The 16,072-nt window shown below is 68.6% G+C and carries 11 protein-coding genes; 5 read left to right on the forward strand and 6 right to left on the reverse strand.

Going from position 1 to position 16,072, the window contains the following annotated elements; all coding sequences use genetic code 11:
* The first annotated feature begins 81 nt into the window (after nt 1-81).
* Nucleotides 82-1,491: a short-chain fatty acyl-CoA regulator family protein gene (locus ACFYLW_RS15520; protein WP_313472570.1), complete on the forward strand. Its 1,410-nt coding sequence runs from the start codon at nt 82-84 to the stop codon at nt 1,489-1,491.
* A 137-nt stretch (nt 1,492-1,628) separates the two neighbouring features.
* Here ACFYLW_RS15520 and ACFYLW_RS15525 read toward each other — a convergent pair whose 3' ends face one another.
* Nucleotides 1,629-3,131 (reverse strand): CoA-acylating methylmalonate-semialdehyde dehydrogenase, encoded by a 1,503-nt coding sequence (locus tag ACFYLW_RS15525; RefSeq protein WP_312065323.1) that lies wholly within the window; start codon nt 3,129-3,131, stop codon nt 1,629-1,631.
* Nucleotides 3,132-3,234: 103 nt separating this feature from the next.
* Between ACFYLW_RS15525 and ACFYLW_RS15530 the strand changes: the two genes are divergently transcribed.
* The 4 genes from ACFYLW_RS15530 to ACFYLW_RS15545 all read left to right on the forward strand — a co-directional run bounded on the left by ACFYLW_RS15530 (nt 3,235) and on the right by ACFYLW_RS15545 (nt 8,650).
* Nucleotides 3,235-4,119 carry a LysR family transcriptional regulator gene (locus ACFYLW_RS15530; protein WP_390183215.1) on the forward strand — a complete coding sequence of 295 codons (885 nt, stop codon included), beginning with the start codon at nt 3,235-3,237 and terminating at the stop codon, nt 4,117-4,119.
* Between the two features lie 164 nt (nt 4,120-4,283).
* On the forward strand, nt 4,284-5,033 hold the full coding sequence (locus tag ACFYLW_RS15535; protein WP_292081872.1) for a response regulator transcription factor: 750 nt from the start codon (nt 4,284-4,286) through the stop codon (nt 5,031-5,033).
* Entirely contained in the window at nt 5,030-6,373 is a 1,344-nt protein-coding gene (locus ACFYLW_RS15540) for a FecR domain-containing protein (protein ID WP_312065325.1), read from the forward strand. Before ACFYLW_RS15535 ends, ACFYLW_RS15540 begins: the two co-directional genes overlap by 4 nt.
* Before the next feature lie 3 nt (nt 6,374-6,376).
* Nucleotides 6,377-8,650, forward strand: a complete 2,274-nt coding sequence (locus ACFYLW_RS15545) for a CHASE2 domain-containing protein (protein WP_312065326.1) — start codon at nt 6,377-6,379, stop codon at nt 8,648-8,650.
* Here the strand turns inward: ACFYLW_RS15545 and ACFYLW_RS15550 are convergent.
* From ACFYLW_RS15550 to ACFYLW_RS15570, 5 genes are all read right to left on the reverse strand, one after another.
* Nucleotides 8,647-9,144, reverse strand: a complete 498-nt coding sequence (locus tag ACFYLW_RS15550; protein ID WP_312065327.1) for a hypothetical protein — start codon at nt 9,142-9,144, stop codon at nt 8,647-8,649. The genes ACFYLW_RS15545 and ACFYLW_RS15550 overlap by 4 nt on opposite strands.
* Before the next feature lie 99 nt (nt 9,145-9,243).
* Entirely contained in the window at nt 9,244-10,911 is a 1,668-nt protein-coding gene (locus ACFYLW_RS15555) for a M56 family metallopeptidase (protein ID WP_390183216.1), read from the reverse strand.
* On the reverse strand, nt 10,908-11,282 hold the full coding sequence (locus ACFYLW_RS15560; RefSeq protein ID WP_312063485.1) for a BlaI/MecI/CopY family transcriptional regulator: 375 nt from the start codon (nt 11,280-11,282) through the stop codon (nt 10,908-10,910). Before ACFYLW_RS15560 ends, ACFYLW_RS15555 begins: the two co-directional genes overlap by 4 nt.
* A gap of 135 nt (nt 11,283-11,417) precedes the next feature.
* The gene (locus tag ACFYLW_RS15565) at nt 11,418-14,993 is read right to left on the reverse strand and encodes a M1 family aminopeptidase (protein WP_312063487.1); all 3,576 of its coding nucleotides are present in this window, start codon (nt 14,991-14,993) and stop codon (nt 11,418-11,420) included.
* 10 nt (nt 14,994-15,003) lie between these two features.
* The gene (locus ACFYLW_RS15570; RefSeq protein ID WP_312063488.1) at nt 15,004-15,897 is read right to left on the reverse strand and encodes an ABC transporter ATP-binding protein; all 894 of its coding nucleotides are present in this window, start codon (nt 15,895-15,897) and stop codon (nt 15,004-15,006) included.
* Nucleotides 15,898-16,072: the final 175 nt, after the last annotated feature.

Raw genomic sequence — 16,072 nt, forward strand, 5'->3', positions numbered from 1 at the left:
CAAAAAGGCAATCGCAACTTTGCAAAAGGGGCGTAAGTGCGTAAGTCTGCCAAGGTCCACGGGCTGTTTTGCAAAGTTGCGATGGCGGAAAAACTCTACCTCGGGGCCAAGGTGCGCAAGCTGCGCGAAGCGCGCGGCTGGACGCTGGAAGCCTGCGCCGGGCGGCTGGCCCTGTCGCCCAGCTACCTGTCGCAGATCGAGACCAATCAACGCCCGGCGACGGCGCGGGTTCTGATCGCCCTGACGCGGGCCTTTGACGTGGACGCCAGCCTGTTCGATCTGGACGGCGACGCCCGCCTGATCGCCGACCTGCGCGAGGCCGTCACCGACGTCGCCGGTCACGCCGAGACGCCGTCCGCCGTCGAGCTGAAGCAGGCGGTGACCAACACGCCCCGGCTGGCGCGTCAGTTCCTGGCCCTGCATCAGGACTATCGCCGTCTGGACGAACGGCTGAAGACGCTGAACGAGACCCTGGGCCGGGACGAGCGGGCGCAGGCGGCGCCTGCCCTGCCCTATGAGGCCGTGCGCGACTTTTTCCACTACCGCGACAACTACATCGACGTGCTGGATCAGGCGGCGGAGGCCCTGGCCGAGCAGTTGGGGCTGGGCGCGGGCGGCCATCCCGAGCGCGATCTGGAGGCGGCACTGAACGACCTGTGCGGGGTGCGTCTGGCCACCGGCGAAGGGCGCGGGGCCATGCGGCGCTTCGATCCGGCCGCGCGCATCCTCTATGTCGACGCCAGCCTGCCCGGCGCGACGCGGTCCTTCCTGATGGCGCACCAACTGGTTCTGCTGCGCTTCCACGACCTGATCGAGCACGAACTGGACCGCGCCGCCTTCGACATTCCCTCCGCGCGCGATGTCTGCCGCGTGGGTCTGGCCAACTATGCGGCGGGCGCCCTGCTGCTGCCCTATCGCCGCTTCCTCGAGGCGGCGCGCGAGCTGCGCCACGACGTCGACCGGCTGAGGAACCGCTTCCACGTCAGCTTCGAGCAGGTCTGCCACCGGCTCTCGACCCTGCAGCGTCCCGGCTGGCGCGGCGTGCCGTTTTACTTCGCGCGGGTGGACATGGCCGGGAACATCACCAAGCGGCACAGCGCCACCCGGTTCCAGTTCGCCCGCTTCGGCGGCGCCTGCCCCCTGTGGAACGTGCACGAGGCCTTCGGCGCGCCGGACCGCATCCTGGTCAACCTGTCCGAGATGCCGGACGGCTCGCGCTACATCTGCATCGCCAAGAGCGTGTCCAAGCCGGGCGGCTCCTTCCTCGAACCCGACCGCCGCTATGCCCTGGGCCTCGGCTGCGAGATCGAACATGCGGCGCAGCTGGTCTATGCCGACGGGCTGGACCTGAACGGCCCGCCGACCCGCATGGGCGTCAACTGCCGTATCTGCGAGCGTACCGACTGCGCCCAACGGGCCTTCCCGCCTATCGACCGGACCCTGCGCGTGCCGGACCATGAGCGGGGGGTGATCCCTTACACGCTGAGCTGAAGCCTACACTTCTCCTCCCCATGAAATGGGAAGGTGGATCGGCGGCGAAGCCGCCGAGACGGAGGGGCCGTTTCGCCGAAGCAGCCCCTCCACCACTTCGTGGTCCCCCTCCCCACGCAGTGGGGAGGAAAACTGCATCAGCCCATCGTCGGGATGACGAAGCTCGAGTCCGCGTGCTCCAGTTCGCTGTCGGGCCAGCGGGCGGTGACGGTCTTGGTCTTGGTCCAGAAGCGCAGACCTTCCATGCCGTGCTGGTTGATGTCGCCGAAGGCCGAACGCTTCCAGCCGCCGAACGAGTGGTAGGCCACCGGCACCGGGATCGGCACGTTGATGCCGACCATGCCGACGTTGACGCGGGCGGCGAAGTCGCGGGCCGCGCGGCCGTTCTGGGTGAAGATGGCGACGCCGTTGCCGTACTGGTGCTTGCTGGGCAGGCTCAGCGCCTCCTCGAAGCTGGCGGCGCGCATGATCTGCAGCACCGGGCCGAAGATCTCTTCCTTGTAGGATTCCATCTCGGGCTTGACGTGGTCGAACAGCGACGGGCCGATGAAGAAGCCCTTCTCGTGGCCCTGCAGGCTGAACTCGCGGCCGTCGACCACCAGTTCAGCGCCTTCCTCGACGCCCTTGTTGATCCAGCCCAGGACCTTGTCCTTGTGGGTCTGGGTGACGACCGGGCCGTAGTGGGCCTCGGCGTCGGTCGAGACGCCGACGCGCAGGTTGGGGATTTCCGAGACCAGACGCTCGCGCAGTTCGTCAGCGGTGCGCTGACCGACCGGCACCACCACCGGCAGGGCCATGCAGCGCTCGCCGGCCGAGCCATAGGCCGCGCCGGTCAGGTCCTTGATCACCTGATCCATGTCGGCGTCGGGCAGGACGATGCCGTGGTTCTTGGCGCCGCCCATGGCCTGGACGCGTTTCCCGTGCTGGGCGCCCATCTGATAGACGTAGTGGGCGATGTCGGACGAGCCGACGAAGCTGACGGCGTGGATGTCGGGGTGGGTCAGGATGGCGTCGACCGCCACCTTGTCGCCGTGGACGACGTTCAGCACGCCCTTGGGCGCGCCGGCTTCCATCATCAGTTCGCCCAGACGCACCGGCAGGGACGGATCACGCTCCGACGGCTTCAGAATGAAGGTGTTGCCGGCGGCGATCGCCATGCCGAACATCCACATCGGGATCATGCCGGGGAAGTTGAACGGGGTGATGCCCGCCACCACGCCCAGCGGCTGACGCATGGAATAGACGTCGATGCCGGGGCCGGCGCCTTGCGTGTATTCGCCCTTCAACGCGTGAGGGATGCCGCAGGCGAACTCGATGACCTCAAGACCGCGCTGGATGTCGCCCTTGGAGTCGGCGATGACCTTGCCGTGTTCCGAGGACAGCAGCTCGGCCAGCTCGTTCATATTGGCCTCGACCAGGCGCTTGAACTCGAACATGACGCGGGCGCGGCGCTGCGGGTTGGTGCTGGACCAGCCCTCGAAAGCGGCCTGGGCCGACTGGACCGCGCGGTCCATCTCGCCGACGGTGGCCAGCTGGACGCGGGCCTGAACCTCGCCGGTGCTGGGGTTGAACACGTCGCCGAAACGGCCCGATGCGCCGTCGAAGGCCGCACCGTCGATGAAGTGGCGAATGTCGCGCATGGAGGCGTTTCCCTGTGATGTCGTGGTTCGTTCCAGCATGGCCTAGCAGACGAACGCCAAACCACCCATTGCAATCGTGCATCCTATGCTGTGCATTCCTGCAATGTTCGACTGGGACGACGTTCGCATCTTCATCGCCGCCGCGCGGGCGGGGTCGCTTGCCGTCGCGGCCCAGCGGCTGGGGATCGACGCCGCCACGGTCGGGCGACGCGTGGCGCGGCTGGAGACGGCGCTAAAGTCGACCCTGGTGGTGCGCTCGTCCTCCGGCCTGCTGCTGACGGCGGCGGGGGCGCAACTGCTGGAGACGGCGCTGGACGCCGAAAGCGCCATGGAGGCGGCCGAGCGGGTGACGCGGCCCGACCTGATCGCCGGCACGGTGCGGATCAGCGCCTCGGAGGGTTTCGGCGGCGCGGTCCTGGCCCCCGCCCTGCCTGCGCTGCTGGCGGCGCATCCGGGGCTGAATATCGAATTGGCCGCCAGTTCCGGCTTCCTGTCGCCCAGCCGCCGCGAGGTGGACATGGCCATCACCCTGAGCCCCGCCGCCAGCCCGCGTCTGATCGTCGAGCCGCTGACCCCCTATCAGCTGGCCCTCTACGCCGCGCCCGGCCATCTGGAGCGTCATGGCGCGCCCGAACGGGTGGAGGACTTGCCGAACTTCGACATCGTCGGCTACGTCGACGATCTGATCTACGCGCCGGAGCTGCATTATCTGGACGAGATCCGACCCAACCTGCGGCCGCGCCTGGCCTCCTCCTCGATCCGGGCGCAGCGGGACATGATCGCGGCGGGCGGCGGGATCGGGGTCCTGCCCTGCTTCCTGGCCGAGGGGTTGACGCGGGTCCTGCCTGACCATGTGCTGATCGAGCGCCGCTTCTGGCTGAGCACCCACCGCGAAGTCCACGGCACGGCGCGGCTGAAGGCGGCGCGGCGCTGGATCAAGGCCCTGTGTCGCGACGCCGCCGAACGCCTGTCGCCCTGGTCCGACTAAAGTCGCCCCCCTGCCGGAACCCAATTCCGCCCAAGCTCAGGCATAAGGTCAAGCTTCATCGGCAGGTCGGAATGTGACGCAATTTTACATTCTGGACCGCTGACGCCGACCACATCCCGCAAAGCGCAAGCTATGGTCAGGGCGCTCCGGAGTGTTGAAGTAAAATGAAAATTGCCCTGCTCGACGACGACCCAGTCCAGCTGGAAACCATGGCCGCCACAGCCCAGGACCTCGGGTATCGCGCCGTGCTGTTCTCACGCGCGCAGGCGCTGATCTCCGCGCTGCGCAAGGATACTTTCGACCTTCTGATCGTGGACTGGAATCTGCCCGACCGTTCCGGGCTGGAGGTTCTGGCCTGGGCGCGCACCAATCTTCGGCCGCCGCCCCCCATGCTGCTGGTCACCAGCCGCTCCGAGGACGACGACATCGTCGCCGGCCTGAACGCCGGCGCCGACGACTACCTGCCCAAACCCCTGTCGCCGCCGGTTCTGGCGGCCCGCATCAGCGCACTCATGCGTCGGGTTTACGCCCAGCCCTCCGCGCCGGGGGCTGAGGTCCATGCCGATACCCTGTTCGACGAGTCCGCCGGCGCCGTGGTGCGCGACGGCCAGACCGTCGTGCTGACGGCCAAGGAATTCGCCTTGGCGCTTCTACTGTTCCGCAACCTTCACCGCGCCCTGTCGCGGACCTACATCCTTGAAACGGTCTGGGGCAACGAGCCCAACCTGAACAGCCGTTCGCTGGACATGCACATCTCGCGAATCCGCACCAAGCTGAACCTGCGTCCCGAACAGGGGTTTCGCCTAACGCCCATTTACAGCTACGGTTATCGCCTTGAGCGCATAGGCGCGACAGACGAGGTCGAACCGGCGATCCGGGACGAGGCCCCCAGCGTGGAAGAGACGACGGAATGATGGGACGGGCGCTGGTCGCCGGGGCTCTGGCGGCGGCATTCTGCGCCCCCTCCTCCTTCGCGCAATCTCTGGCGGATCCGGCCGCCGGCACCATCGATTATCAGGTGCAGCGCGGCGACACTCTGATCAACCTGGCCGTCGCCTATCTGAATCGTCCGGCCGACTATCGGCAGGTCCAGCGCGGCAACCGCGTCGCCGACCCCCGCCGCATGAGCGTGGGCCGGACGCTGGCCATTCCCGTAGAACTGCTGCGGGCTGACCCGGACCAGGCGCGGATTGTCGGCTTTCGCGGCGCCGTGACCCTGACCCAGGGGACGTCGACCGGCGCTCCCACCCAGGGGCAGATGGTGTCCGAAGGCGCCGTACTGACCACCGGGGCCAACGCCTTCGTGCGCCTGACCCTGTCGGACGGCAGCTATGTCGTGGCGCCGTCGAACAGCCGGGTGCGGCTGACCCGCCTGCGGCGCTACGCCATCAACGGAGCCGTCGATCACGCCATGACGGTTGAGGCGGGCCGCGCGGAGTCGCGCGTGACGCCGCGCCGCCGCCCCGGCGGCTTCGTCGTCCGCACGCCGGTTTCGGTATCGGCCGTCCGCGGCACGGACTTCCGCGTCGCCTTCGACGACGCCGCCGACCGATCGGCGACCGAGGTTATCGAAGGCAGGGTCGAGGTCGAATCGGGTGACGGGCTGGTGGAGGCCACGGCCGTCGCCGCCGAGGGCGTGACGGCCAGCGCCACCGCCGCGCGTCTGGTGCCCCTGTTGCCCGCCCCCGCCCTGGCTCGCCCCGACGAAGTGCAGTCCGGGCCCTCGGCCGTGTTCGAGATCGACGCCTTGCGGGGCGCCGATCGTTATCGCGGGCGTCTGGCCACCGACGCCGGCATGATCGACGCCTTCGCCGAGACGGACAGCGCGGCCGGCGCCGCGTCCCTGACCTTCAGCGACCTGACGGACGGGGCCTATTTCCTGCGGCTCAGCGCCCTGTCGCCCGAGGGGGTCGAAGGCCGCAGCACCACCTACAGCTTCATTCGCGCCCGCAACGGCGTCGGCGGTCTGGCGGCCAGCAACGCCATGCTGGACGGCCGCCGCGTCTATCGCTTCCGTTGGGAGGCCGAGGGCGAGGGCGAGGCCAGTTTCCGTTTCCAACTGTCCCGCGAAGACGCCGACGGCGCGCGCGAAGGGGCTCCGCTGATCGACCAGCCCGGTCTGGCCGATCAGGCCTTCAGCCTGACGGACCTGCCGCCCGGAGTTTACACTTGGAGGGTGCAGGGCTCGCGTCATCGCTTCGGCCGCCTGCTGCAGGTCTGGTCCGAGCCGCAGCAGCTGCGCATCGGGCGCTGACGCATGGCCGGCGTTCGCCAGCTGGGGGCCAGACTGACGGGGCGGCGCGCCCTGATCGAATGGGCGCTGGTGGCGAGCCTGACCGGTCTGGTCGTATGCTGGCTGGCGCTCAGCCCGACCGCCGACCGCGCCGATAATCTGGTCTATGACGCCCTGATCCGGCTGCAGGGCGGCCCGGCGGACGACGCAATCGTCATCGTCGCCATCGACGACCGCAGCCTGCAGAGCCTGGGCCGCTGGCCATGGCCGCGCGCGACCCACGCAGCCCTGATCGACCGCCTGTCCGAGGCTGGTCCTCGGGCCGTCGCCTACGACGTTCTGTTCACCGAGCCCGAGGCCGACGATCCGTCTCTGGCCGCCGCGATGGCGCGTGCCGGCAATGTCCATCTGCCGCTTCTGGTCGATGCCCCCGGCGAAAACGGCGCCCCTTGGCGGGTCAGCGAACCCGACGCCCTGGTCGGGGCCGCCGCGGGACTGGGCCATGTCAACCTGACGGTGGACGGCGATGGCGTGATCCGCCGCCTGCCCCTCTATATGCAGGGTGGCGATCAGGTCTGGCCACAACTGATCCTGCCGCTGGCCCGGAAGCGTGTCGCCACGCCCGCGCCTGATCCGGACGCCGCCACGCCCGACGCCCTGATCGCCGCACGGCCCGAGGCCATCGCCTATCGCGGTCCGCCGGGACGGTTCCGCACCCTGGCCTTCGTCGACGTACTGAACGGCGAGGTCCCCCCCGGCTTTCTGAAGGACAGGCTGGTGCTGGTCGGCGCGACCGCCCCCGGCCTGGGCGACCGCTACGCCACGCCCGCCGCACCCCACGGCGAACTGAGCCCCGGCGTCGAGATCCAGGCCGCCCTGCTGCAGACCCTGCTGGAAGGCGGCGGCCCGCGCCCCTTGGCGCCGCCCTGGGTTCTGGCCTTGTCCTTGCTGCCGTTGGCCCTGCTGGTGGGCGGGTTCCTGTTCCTGCGCCCGGTCGTCAACATGGTGCTGGGCGCGGGACTGATCGTCCTGACGCTGGCGGGCAGCCTGATCGCCTTCCTGGGCGCCGGCCTGTGGTTCCCGCCCGCAGCCGCCGTCGCGGGACTGGCCCTGGCCTATCCCTTCTGGAGCTGGCGACGCCTGGCCGCCGCCTCGGCCTATATGCAGAGCGAGGTCGAGACCTTCGAACGCGACGCCCCCGCCCTGCCCGGCGCGGCGCGGTCGTCGTTCCGGCCGCAGGGCGACGTGGTGGCCAAGCAGGTGGACACCCTGCGCGCCGCGCTGAAGCAGCTTCGCGATCTGGACCGGTTCATCTCCGACACCCTGCGCAGCCTGCCCGACGCCACCGTGGTGGCCGATCCTGCGGGCCGGGTGCTGCTGTCGAACGACCGGGCGCAAGCCCTGTTCGGCGCCGCGCTGAAGGACGAGGCGAACCTGACCGAACTGTTCCAGTCGCTCGGCGAACCGTCGTGGCGGCGCTTCCTGGTTTCAGAAGGGGGCGATCCGGGCGACATCCAAGGACCCGGCGGACGCGTGCTGAAGGTCGCCGCCGCCGCCCTGACCAACGCCACGGGCGAACCTGTCGGCCACATTGTCCGCTTCGCCGACATGACCCGGTTCCGCGCCGCCGAACGGCAGCGTGAACAGGCGCTGCAACTGCTCAGCCACGACATGCGCGCGCCCCAGGTCTCGATCCTGACCCTGCTGGAAGGCGGCCAGAACCGCGCCGACCCCGCCTTTGAGCGCCGCATCGGCGACTATGCGCGCCAGACGCTGGATCTGGCCGAAGGCTACGTCCAGCTGGCCCGCGCCGAATCCCAACCCTATCGCGCCGTCGTCCTGGACCTCGGTCAGGTGCTGATGGACGCCGCCGACACCCTGTGGCCCCAGGCCTCCGCCAAGGGCGCGACCATCCAGACGCCGGTGGGCGAAGAGGAATATCTGGTCGAGGGCGATCCCGCCCTGCTTCGCCGGCTGATGACCAATCTGCTCGACAATGCGTTGAAGTACGGCCCGCCAAGGGGCGTCATAAGCTGCACGCTCGACACGGATGAGACCGACGACGGCCCTGTCTGCATCCTGCGCATCAGCGATCAGGGGCCGGGCCTGTCAGCGGAGGCGGCGCGGCGGCTGTTCCAGCCCTTCGGTCACGGCGACGCCGACCACCGGGGCGCCGGCCTGGGCCTGGCCTTCGTCCGCACCGTCGCCGAACGTCACGGCGGCCGGATCCGCTACGAGGCCGGCGAGGTCGGCGCGACCTTCGTCCTGACCCTGCCCCGCCTGATCGAGGCCGACTAGGGCGTCAGTTCGGAAACGACGGCGGCGGCCAGGGCCGGCAAGGCGGCGTCGGCCTGTCGCGGCGCCACCGTCGTGGCCGCGCTCGCCTGATAGGCGCCGGCCGCGGCCTCGGGTCCATGCAGCGTCAGGGTGAGGCTGTGCGCCAGCCGCTTGCGTCCCCACCACTGCGGCACGATCGGCGCATCCAGCCAGTCGCCGTCACGAGCCGAGGCGTCGGAATAGGCGCCCGTCGCCTGTGGCCGAACGGCATAGGCCGCCTCGATCCGCCACGCCGGACCGTCGCGCGTTTCGCGCCACCCCTTGGCCGTCAGCTGATCGCGCACCGCCGCGAGCAGGGCCTGATCCGTCGCCGACGCCGGTTCGGGTTCGATCAGGTGATAGGTCGTCGCCGCTGCCGGGAAGGCCGCAGGCGCCGTGGTCACGATGTCAGGGCCGGAGGCGCAAGCCGACAGGGCAACGGCGGCAGCGGACAGGATCAGCAAGAGACGGGCCATGCCTCAACCTACAGCCCCGCCGCGAGCTGAGCCATAGACGAAAGCGCCGCCGCACAGCCCGTGTGCTGCACGACGACGCTTCGCCCTTGTGTATCCAGACTAGATCGGGCTCTTGGCGCGCGCCGCCAGCTCTTCCGCGCGACGGTCCAGCTCGGCGGCCCGTTCAACCAGCTTGGGGCTCAGGGCGATCAGATCCGCGTCGGTGACGATGTTGCCCTGATCGCGATTGCGGGTGATCTGCTCGGCGCGATAGGCCGGGTCGCGCAGGCGAACCGCCTCCTCGCGCATGTTGTCCGCGCCGCGATGCATGTTTTCAGCGCCGCGCCCCATCTGTTCGCGCGCCTGGACACGAGCCCGAGCCGCGATGACGCGGGCTTCATCGCCCTGCCGCCGCGCGACGAGAGCCTGTGCCCGCGCCTGTTCGGCCTGTTGGCGGGCGACGGCGGCCTGGGCGCGGACCTGCACCGCCTGACGCCGGGCCTCCTCGCCTTGTTGACGAGCGACGGCCGCCTGGGCGCGAGCCTGGGCCGCCTGTTGGCGCGCCTCTTCGCCCTGCCGGCGGGCGTCGGCGGCCAGAGCCCGGGCCTGACGGGCCACCTCGCGCGCCGCCTCAGCCTCGGCGCGCTGCTCCGGCGTGCCGTTCTCGAAGTAGTAGCCGTTCGAGGAATAGTAGGTCGTCACGCGGCCGGGCGGAGGCGCAGGCGGGGCCGGGGGCGCGGGCGGCGCAGGCGGCGCGGCAGGCGGGGGCGGCGGCGGAGCGGGCGGGGCCGGAGGCGCGGGGGGCGCAGGCGGCGCCGGGGCATAGGCGGACGCCTGCTCGCGCAGATCCAGCGCCGCCAGCGGCGTAGCGACGGCGGCGAGCGCGGCGACGGTCAGGGCGACCGCCAGCGGGCGACGGCGAGCAGAGGTGTTCGTCATGATGCAGGCGATCCTTTTTTCGAGCGTGTGGGTGTCGGCGGCCATGGCGGTCGCGGGACAGACGGCGGGATTGGCGGCCAGACGGACCAGGACGCGAGCGTAGTCCCTGCGGTCCACGGTGCGCACGGCCTCGGCGTCGGCCGCCTCTTCAGAAGCCTCGGTCAAGACGACGGACAGCCGCCAGACCAGAGGGCTGAACCAGAACAGCGCCAGCGCCAGCCGCGACAGGATCAGGAAAACCCAGTCCCTGCGCCGCAGATGGGCCAGTTCGTGCGCCAGAACGGCGGAGGCGGTTTTGGGCTCGGCCAGGCTGGCGGGGTCGAGGACGATGACGCCGGGGGCCACGCCCCAGCTCAGCGGGCTGGACACCCGCTCGCTGCTGACCAGACGCGGGCGCGCGGCGGGGGCCAGCGGCTCCAGCGGCGAACGCCAGGCGGGGCATTGAACCGCTCGACCCTGCTCGGTCCAGCGGCTGAGCGTGTTCAGGCCCAGCAGCAGCCGACCCACGACCGCCGCCACGCCGGTCAGCCACAGGCCGGCGGCCACGGTCGCCCAGGACGGCCACGGCAGGTTGGCCTTGACCGCGACGCCCGCAACCGACCCGACCTCGCCCGACCAGAGCGGCGTCAGCGGGGCGCTGTCCGCGACGGACGAGGCTGGAAGCAGCGCCAGCTCCAGGGCGGGTAGGACCGCCGCCAGAACCGGCAGGGCCAGAAGCAGGCAGACGGTCGCGCGCAGAATATCGACGCGATCGACGGCGCGACGCGCCACGAAGCGGGCGACGATCAGCCCCGCCGCCGCGATCAGGCTGGACTTGACCAGCAGGGACAGAAACAGGGCCAGGCTCACGGCTTGCGCTCCACGGCTTCGTCGATGGCGCGTTCGAGAGCGGCGGCCTCGTCAGCCGTCAGACGCTGCCCCAGACCCAGCAGGGCCGTGGCGGCGCTGGCGGCGGAGCCGGCGAAGAAGGTGTCGATCATCCGCTGCAGGGCGCCGGCGGCGACGGCCTCGGTGCGCGGCACCGGGCGATAGACGAAGCCCTCGGCGCCCGCCGAACGCTCGACCAGGCCCTTAGCCTCCAGCCGGGCCAGCAGGGTGCGGATCGCTGAATCGCTAAGCGTGTCGGTCAGGGCGTTGCGTACCCCCGCGGCGGTGCCCGTCTCCAGCCGGCACAGGGTCTCGAAGACCTCGCGTTCGCGCCGGGGCAAGGACTCGATCATGGGGACTCTCCGCATCGGCTGACGCTACTTTTGTAGCGCTACGTTTGTAGCGGATCGAGTCTAAAATGAGGCGACGAGATTAACTCGCCGTAGGCCCCTCCTCCCGCCGGTCGGCGGGAGGAGAAGGCGCAGGCGTCAGCCGACCGGCTTGACGTTGTCGTCCGAGTTGCGGTCGATCCAGCGGTTGTAGGGGTCGATCCCCGCAAAGGCTGGCTTCTTGTCCGTGACGAAGCGGAAGACCTGGGTCCCGCTGCGCAGGGGACGGCGCTCCATCAGGATGACCGACTTCTGGTCGAACGCCCCCTTGCCCGGCTCGGCAGAGAACAGGCCGACGTCAAAGGTCTCGTTCAGCGGGGCCTCGGTCTCCTCGCCCTTGCCGTCGGCGTACAGCTTGCGAGCCTCGACCATCAGGGCGACGTCCCACTTGCCGTCGGCGCGCTTGGTCGCCGTGACCGACTTCGACTTCACGTCATACAGGGTGATCTTTTCGAACAGGTCGGTGATCAGGGCCTGCTTGTCGGCCGGCGCCTCGGCGCGGATCGCGTTGATAAGATCCAGCGAGCGCGGATAGGGCGCGGACTTGAAGGCGTACTGCGCCAGCACCCGACGCAGGGCGCGGTTGACCGCCTCCTCGCCGATCTGATCGCGCAGCAGGTACATGACCAGACCGCCCTTCTGATAGTGGATGTACTGCTGGTTCTCGATGCGCATCAGCGGCATCTCCTCCAGCCGCTCCATGCCGCGCGAGCGCAGATAGCGATCCAGCTCGTATTTCAGGAAGCGACGGATCTTGTCGGGCCCGTACAGCTTCTCCATGACCATCAGCGCCGAGTACTGCGCCAGGGATTCCGACAGCAGGGTCGAGCCCTGCTGGTCCGAGCCGACCACCTGGTGCGCCCACCACTGGTGACCGACTTCGTGCGCGGTGACGTAGGTGACGTAGTCGATCTTCTCCTCGTCGGTCAGGTCGGCGATGAAACCGAGGCCTTCCGAGTAGGGCATGGTGTTGGCGAAGGCCTGGGCGAAGCTGGCGTAGGCCGGGAACTCGATGATCCGGGCCTGACGGAACTGGTACGGGCTGAAGGCCGTGCCGTAGTAGTCCAGCGCCGACTTCATGCCGTTCAGCATGCGCTCGACGTTCCGCTCATGGCCCTTGTGGTAATAGACGGCCAGTTCGATCGGACCGTGCTGCTCCCGGGCCACCTGATAGTCGGCGGACTGGACCGAGAAGAAGTTCAGCACCGGCGCCTCGGTGACGAAGCGGGCCGTGCGGCGGCCGTTCTTCGTCACGTCCGACACCTTGTAGCCCGGCGCGATCGGCGTCTGATCGGCGACCGTGGTCACGGTGATGTCGGCGTTGACCCAGTCGGCGCCGATATAGTTGTGAGCCCGCGCGCTTTCGTCCTCCAGCTTGGCCATACGCAGCTCGGGCGTCAGGCCGTGTTTGCGGCGCTTGGCCCGATCGGACAGCAGGCCGTCGCGGCCCATGCCGATGGTCAGGCCGAACTCGCCGTTGTTGACGAAGGTGCCGTTGTCGACGATCCGCGTGGTGTCGCCGCTGTTCTTGAAGCCGCGCTGTTCCAGCACCGTCTCAAAGGCGATGGTGCGCTTCTCGCCCGGCTGCATCGGTGTGGCGAAGCGATAGATGCGGTACTCGAACTGCGGCCATTCCTTCGCGACCGTCGCACCCTGGACGTTCAGCCTGGCGATCTTCAGGTCCTGGCTCCAGCGCAGATGGACCTCGCCCAGGGGCGCGCCCGTGCGGTTCTCGATGACGTAAGTTCCCTTGGTCGTCAGACGCGGCTGGTGCGGATAGAGGTCCAGGTCCAGCTTGACGTCGGTGATCGCGGGCTGAGGCGTCTTCTCGTACTTGAGCAGGGTCTTCTCATAGTCCGCCATCAGTTGTTCGCGCTGATCGCGGCTGCGGTACTCGTTCCACACATTGGTGTTGATGAAGCTGAAGACGCCCAGGGCCACGAAGGCGGTCAGGGCGAAGCCGCCGATCACGCCTGCAGGCCCCATCAGGCGACGCGGCAGACGCTTCAGGCGCGGCAGGAAGCGCGTCTCCGCCCCCCGACGCCACAGGCCGTAGGCGATAACCAGCAGGACGATGGCGAAGGACGTCCAGTAGGCCTGCATCCAGGCGGCGTAGCCGGCGAACTTGCCCAGACCGTTCATGTCCGACAGCGGCATACCCGTCCCCGAACCATAACGGTACAGGACATGGTCGAAGCCCATATTGGACAGGACGATGGTCGAGATCAGATAGACCACCATGACGGCCCAGCCGACGAACTTGTTCGGCGACAGGGCCTGCACGAAGATGGCCAGCACGGCCATCAGCGCGAAGCTGATCGACTGCGGCACGACGTACCAGAACAGGTATTTGCCGATCTCGAAATTGGTGTAGCCCTTGATCGTCTGCACGATCATACCGGCCAGCGATGCGGCGAGCAGCGTCGACACCAGAACCAGAACCAGGGCCAGGGTCTTGGGCAGCAGGAAGGTCCAGTCGGGCGTCGAGGTGGAATCGATGATCTCGTGCGTGCGCCGCTCACGATCACGCCAGACCAGTTCGCCCGAATAGTAGATCGAGATGATCATGACGATCAGACCGAAGGAGCTGCCTAGGGTCTCGATCACCACGCGCGTGACCGGCAGGACGGGCGCCCCGTACATCTCGCCCGCGAACAGCAGGACGGCGATGCCGAAGGCGAAGCCCAGGGCCAGCATGACGAAGTAGGCCGGGCTCTTGAACACCGCCTTCATCTCGAAAAGGGTGCGCGAGATCAGCTGGATCCAGCCGGCCTTGAAGCCATAGGACGGCGCGGCCAGCGGCGCGACAGGCGCGCCGGCGTCCGGCGAGGCCTCGGCCATCGCCTTCAGCTTCTCCTGCTTGCGCAGCTTCGAGCCGCGCGGCGACGGGCGATACAGCGGGAAGGCGGCGGCCAGGAAGGCCAGGCTGACGCCCAGCCACAGCAGCTTGTTGCCCAGCAGCAGGCCGGTCAGCGGCGCATTGATCGTGTTGCGCTCGGCCGAGGTCCAGTAGCGGGTCGCCAGACCATAGGCGCCGGCGCCGAAGGGCTCCAGCCAGGCCACCAGGGTCTCCAGCTCCGGCTTGGAGCCGAACACCGTGGTCGTCGTCATATAGAGGATGAAGACGCCGACGACGCCGACATAGGTCGCCATCATCGAGCGCGTGACGGTCGCCAGGGTGAAGAAGACCGCCGAGCTGAACAGCAGCCCCGGCAGACCCATGACCACAAAGCTGTAGAGGTAGTCCAGCGGGCGGAACGGCCCGACCGTCTCCTTGTCCACCCAGGGCATCAGCGTGCCGATCAGGATGCCCAGGGCGACCGACAGGAAGGCCAGGGCCACCACGGCGAAGGCGCCGAGGAAGCGTCCGTAGAGGTAGTCGAACTTCGACAGACGACTGGCCTGGATCATCGGACCGAAGCCCGTCGAGGCGTCACGCACCACGACGTTGGCGACAATGGCCGTGGTCGCCAGCATGAAGAAGAGATTGAAGGCCAGCATCGCCTGCGCGATCGCGAAGGGCGCGTTCTTCAAGACGTTGCCGCCCGAACCGAGGCTGATGTTGGGGCTGGCGACCGTGCCGAAGCTCAGCAGGAAGAAGAGGATGGATATGACCCAGAAGGCGGGCTGGCGAAGCTGATAGCGGAACTCGAAGGCCGCGACTTTCCCGAACATGATCCAGGCCTCAGGCGGCTTGAGCGACGGCCGGGCGGCGCGAAGCGGCCAGGGTCGAGAAATAGACGTCCTCCAGACCGCCCGAGGCCGGCTCGAAGCCCTCGCCCGGCTTGGCGTCGGCCAGGACGTGGATCACGGTCTGACCGGCGAACAGGCGCGTCGAGATGACCTCGAAACGGGCGCGGTGTTCCGGCAGGGCCTCCTTGGCGATGGCCTTTTTCCAGACGCGACCGGACATCTGCTTCATCAGCTCCAGCGGTGCGCCTTCCAGCTGGATCTTGCCGCCCGCCAGCACCGCCATGCGCGGGCACAGGTCGGCCACGTCCTCGACGATGTGGGTCGACAGGATGACCACCACGTTCTCGCCGATCTCGGCCAGCAGGTTGAGGAAGCGGTTGCGCTCTTCCGGGTCCAGACCGGCGGTCGGCTCATCGACGATGATCAGGCGCGGGTTGCCGATCAGGGCCTGGGCGATGCCGAAACGCTGGCGCATCCCACCTGAGAACCCGGCCAAAGCCTTCTTGCGGACGCTCCACAGGTTGACCTGGTTCAGCAGGGCCTCGACCGTCTGCTTGCGCTCCTTGCCGTCGGCGATGCCCTTCAGCACCGCCATGTGATCCAGCATGTCGTAGGCCGAGACGCGCGGATACACGCCGAAGTCCTGGGGCAGATAGCCCAGGGTGCGGCGCAGCAGCTCAGGCTGGCGGATCACGTCGATGTCGCCGAAGCGGATCTCGCCCGAGGTCGGGCTCTGCAGGGTGGCGATGGTGCGCATCAGCGTCGACTTGCCCGCCCCGTTCGGGCCCAGCAGGCCGAACATGCCGGTCGGGATCGTCAGGCTGACGTCGTCCAGAGCCCGTGTCCCGTTGCCGTAAACATGAACCAGATTGTTGATCGTCAGCATGAAGCGCCCCCGCGATGTAAAAGAGACTTCACACTGAAGGCTTCGTCGCCCCCACGACAAGTTACAGATTGGACAGGTTTGGCGCCGGGCGACCGTTTCAGCGGGCCTCTGGAGCCCGCAAGCCATTGCCTGCTACAGTCAATGACACCGGTTTCTTGGGAGGGTGACCATGGGA

The sequence above is a fragment of the Brevundimonas sp. NPDC007368 genome (assembly GCF_042869015.1).
Lineage (GTDB): Bacteria > Pseudomonadota > Alphaproteobacteria > Caulobacterales > Caulobacteraceae > Brevundimonas.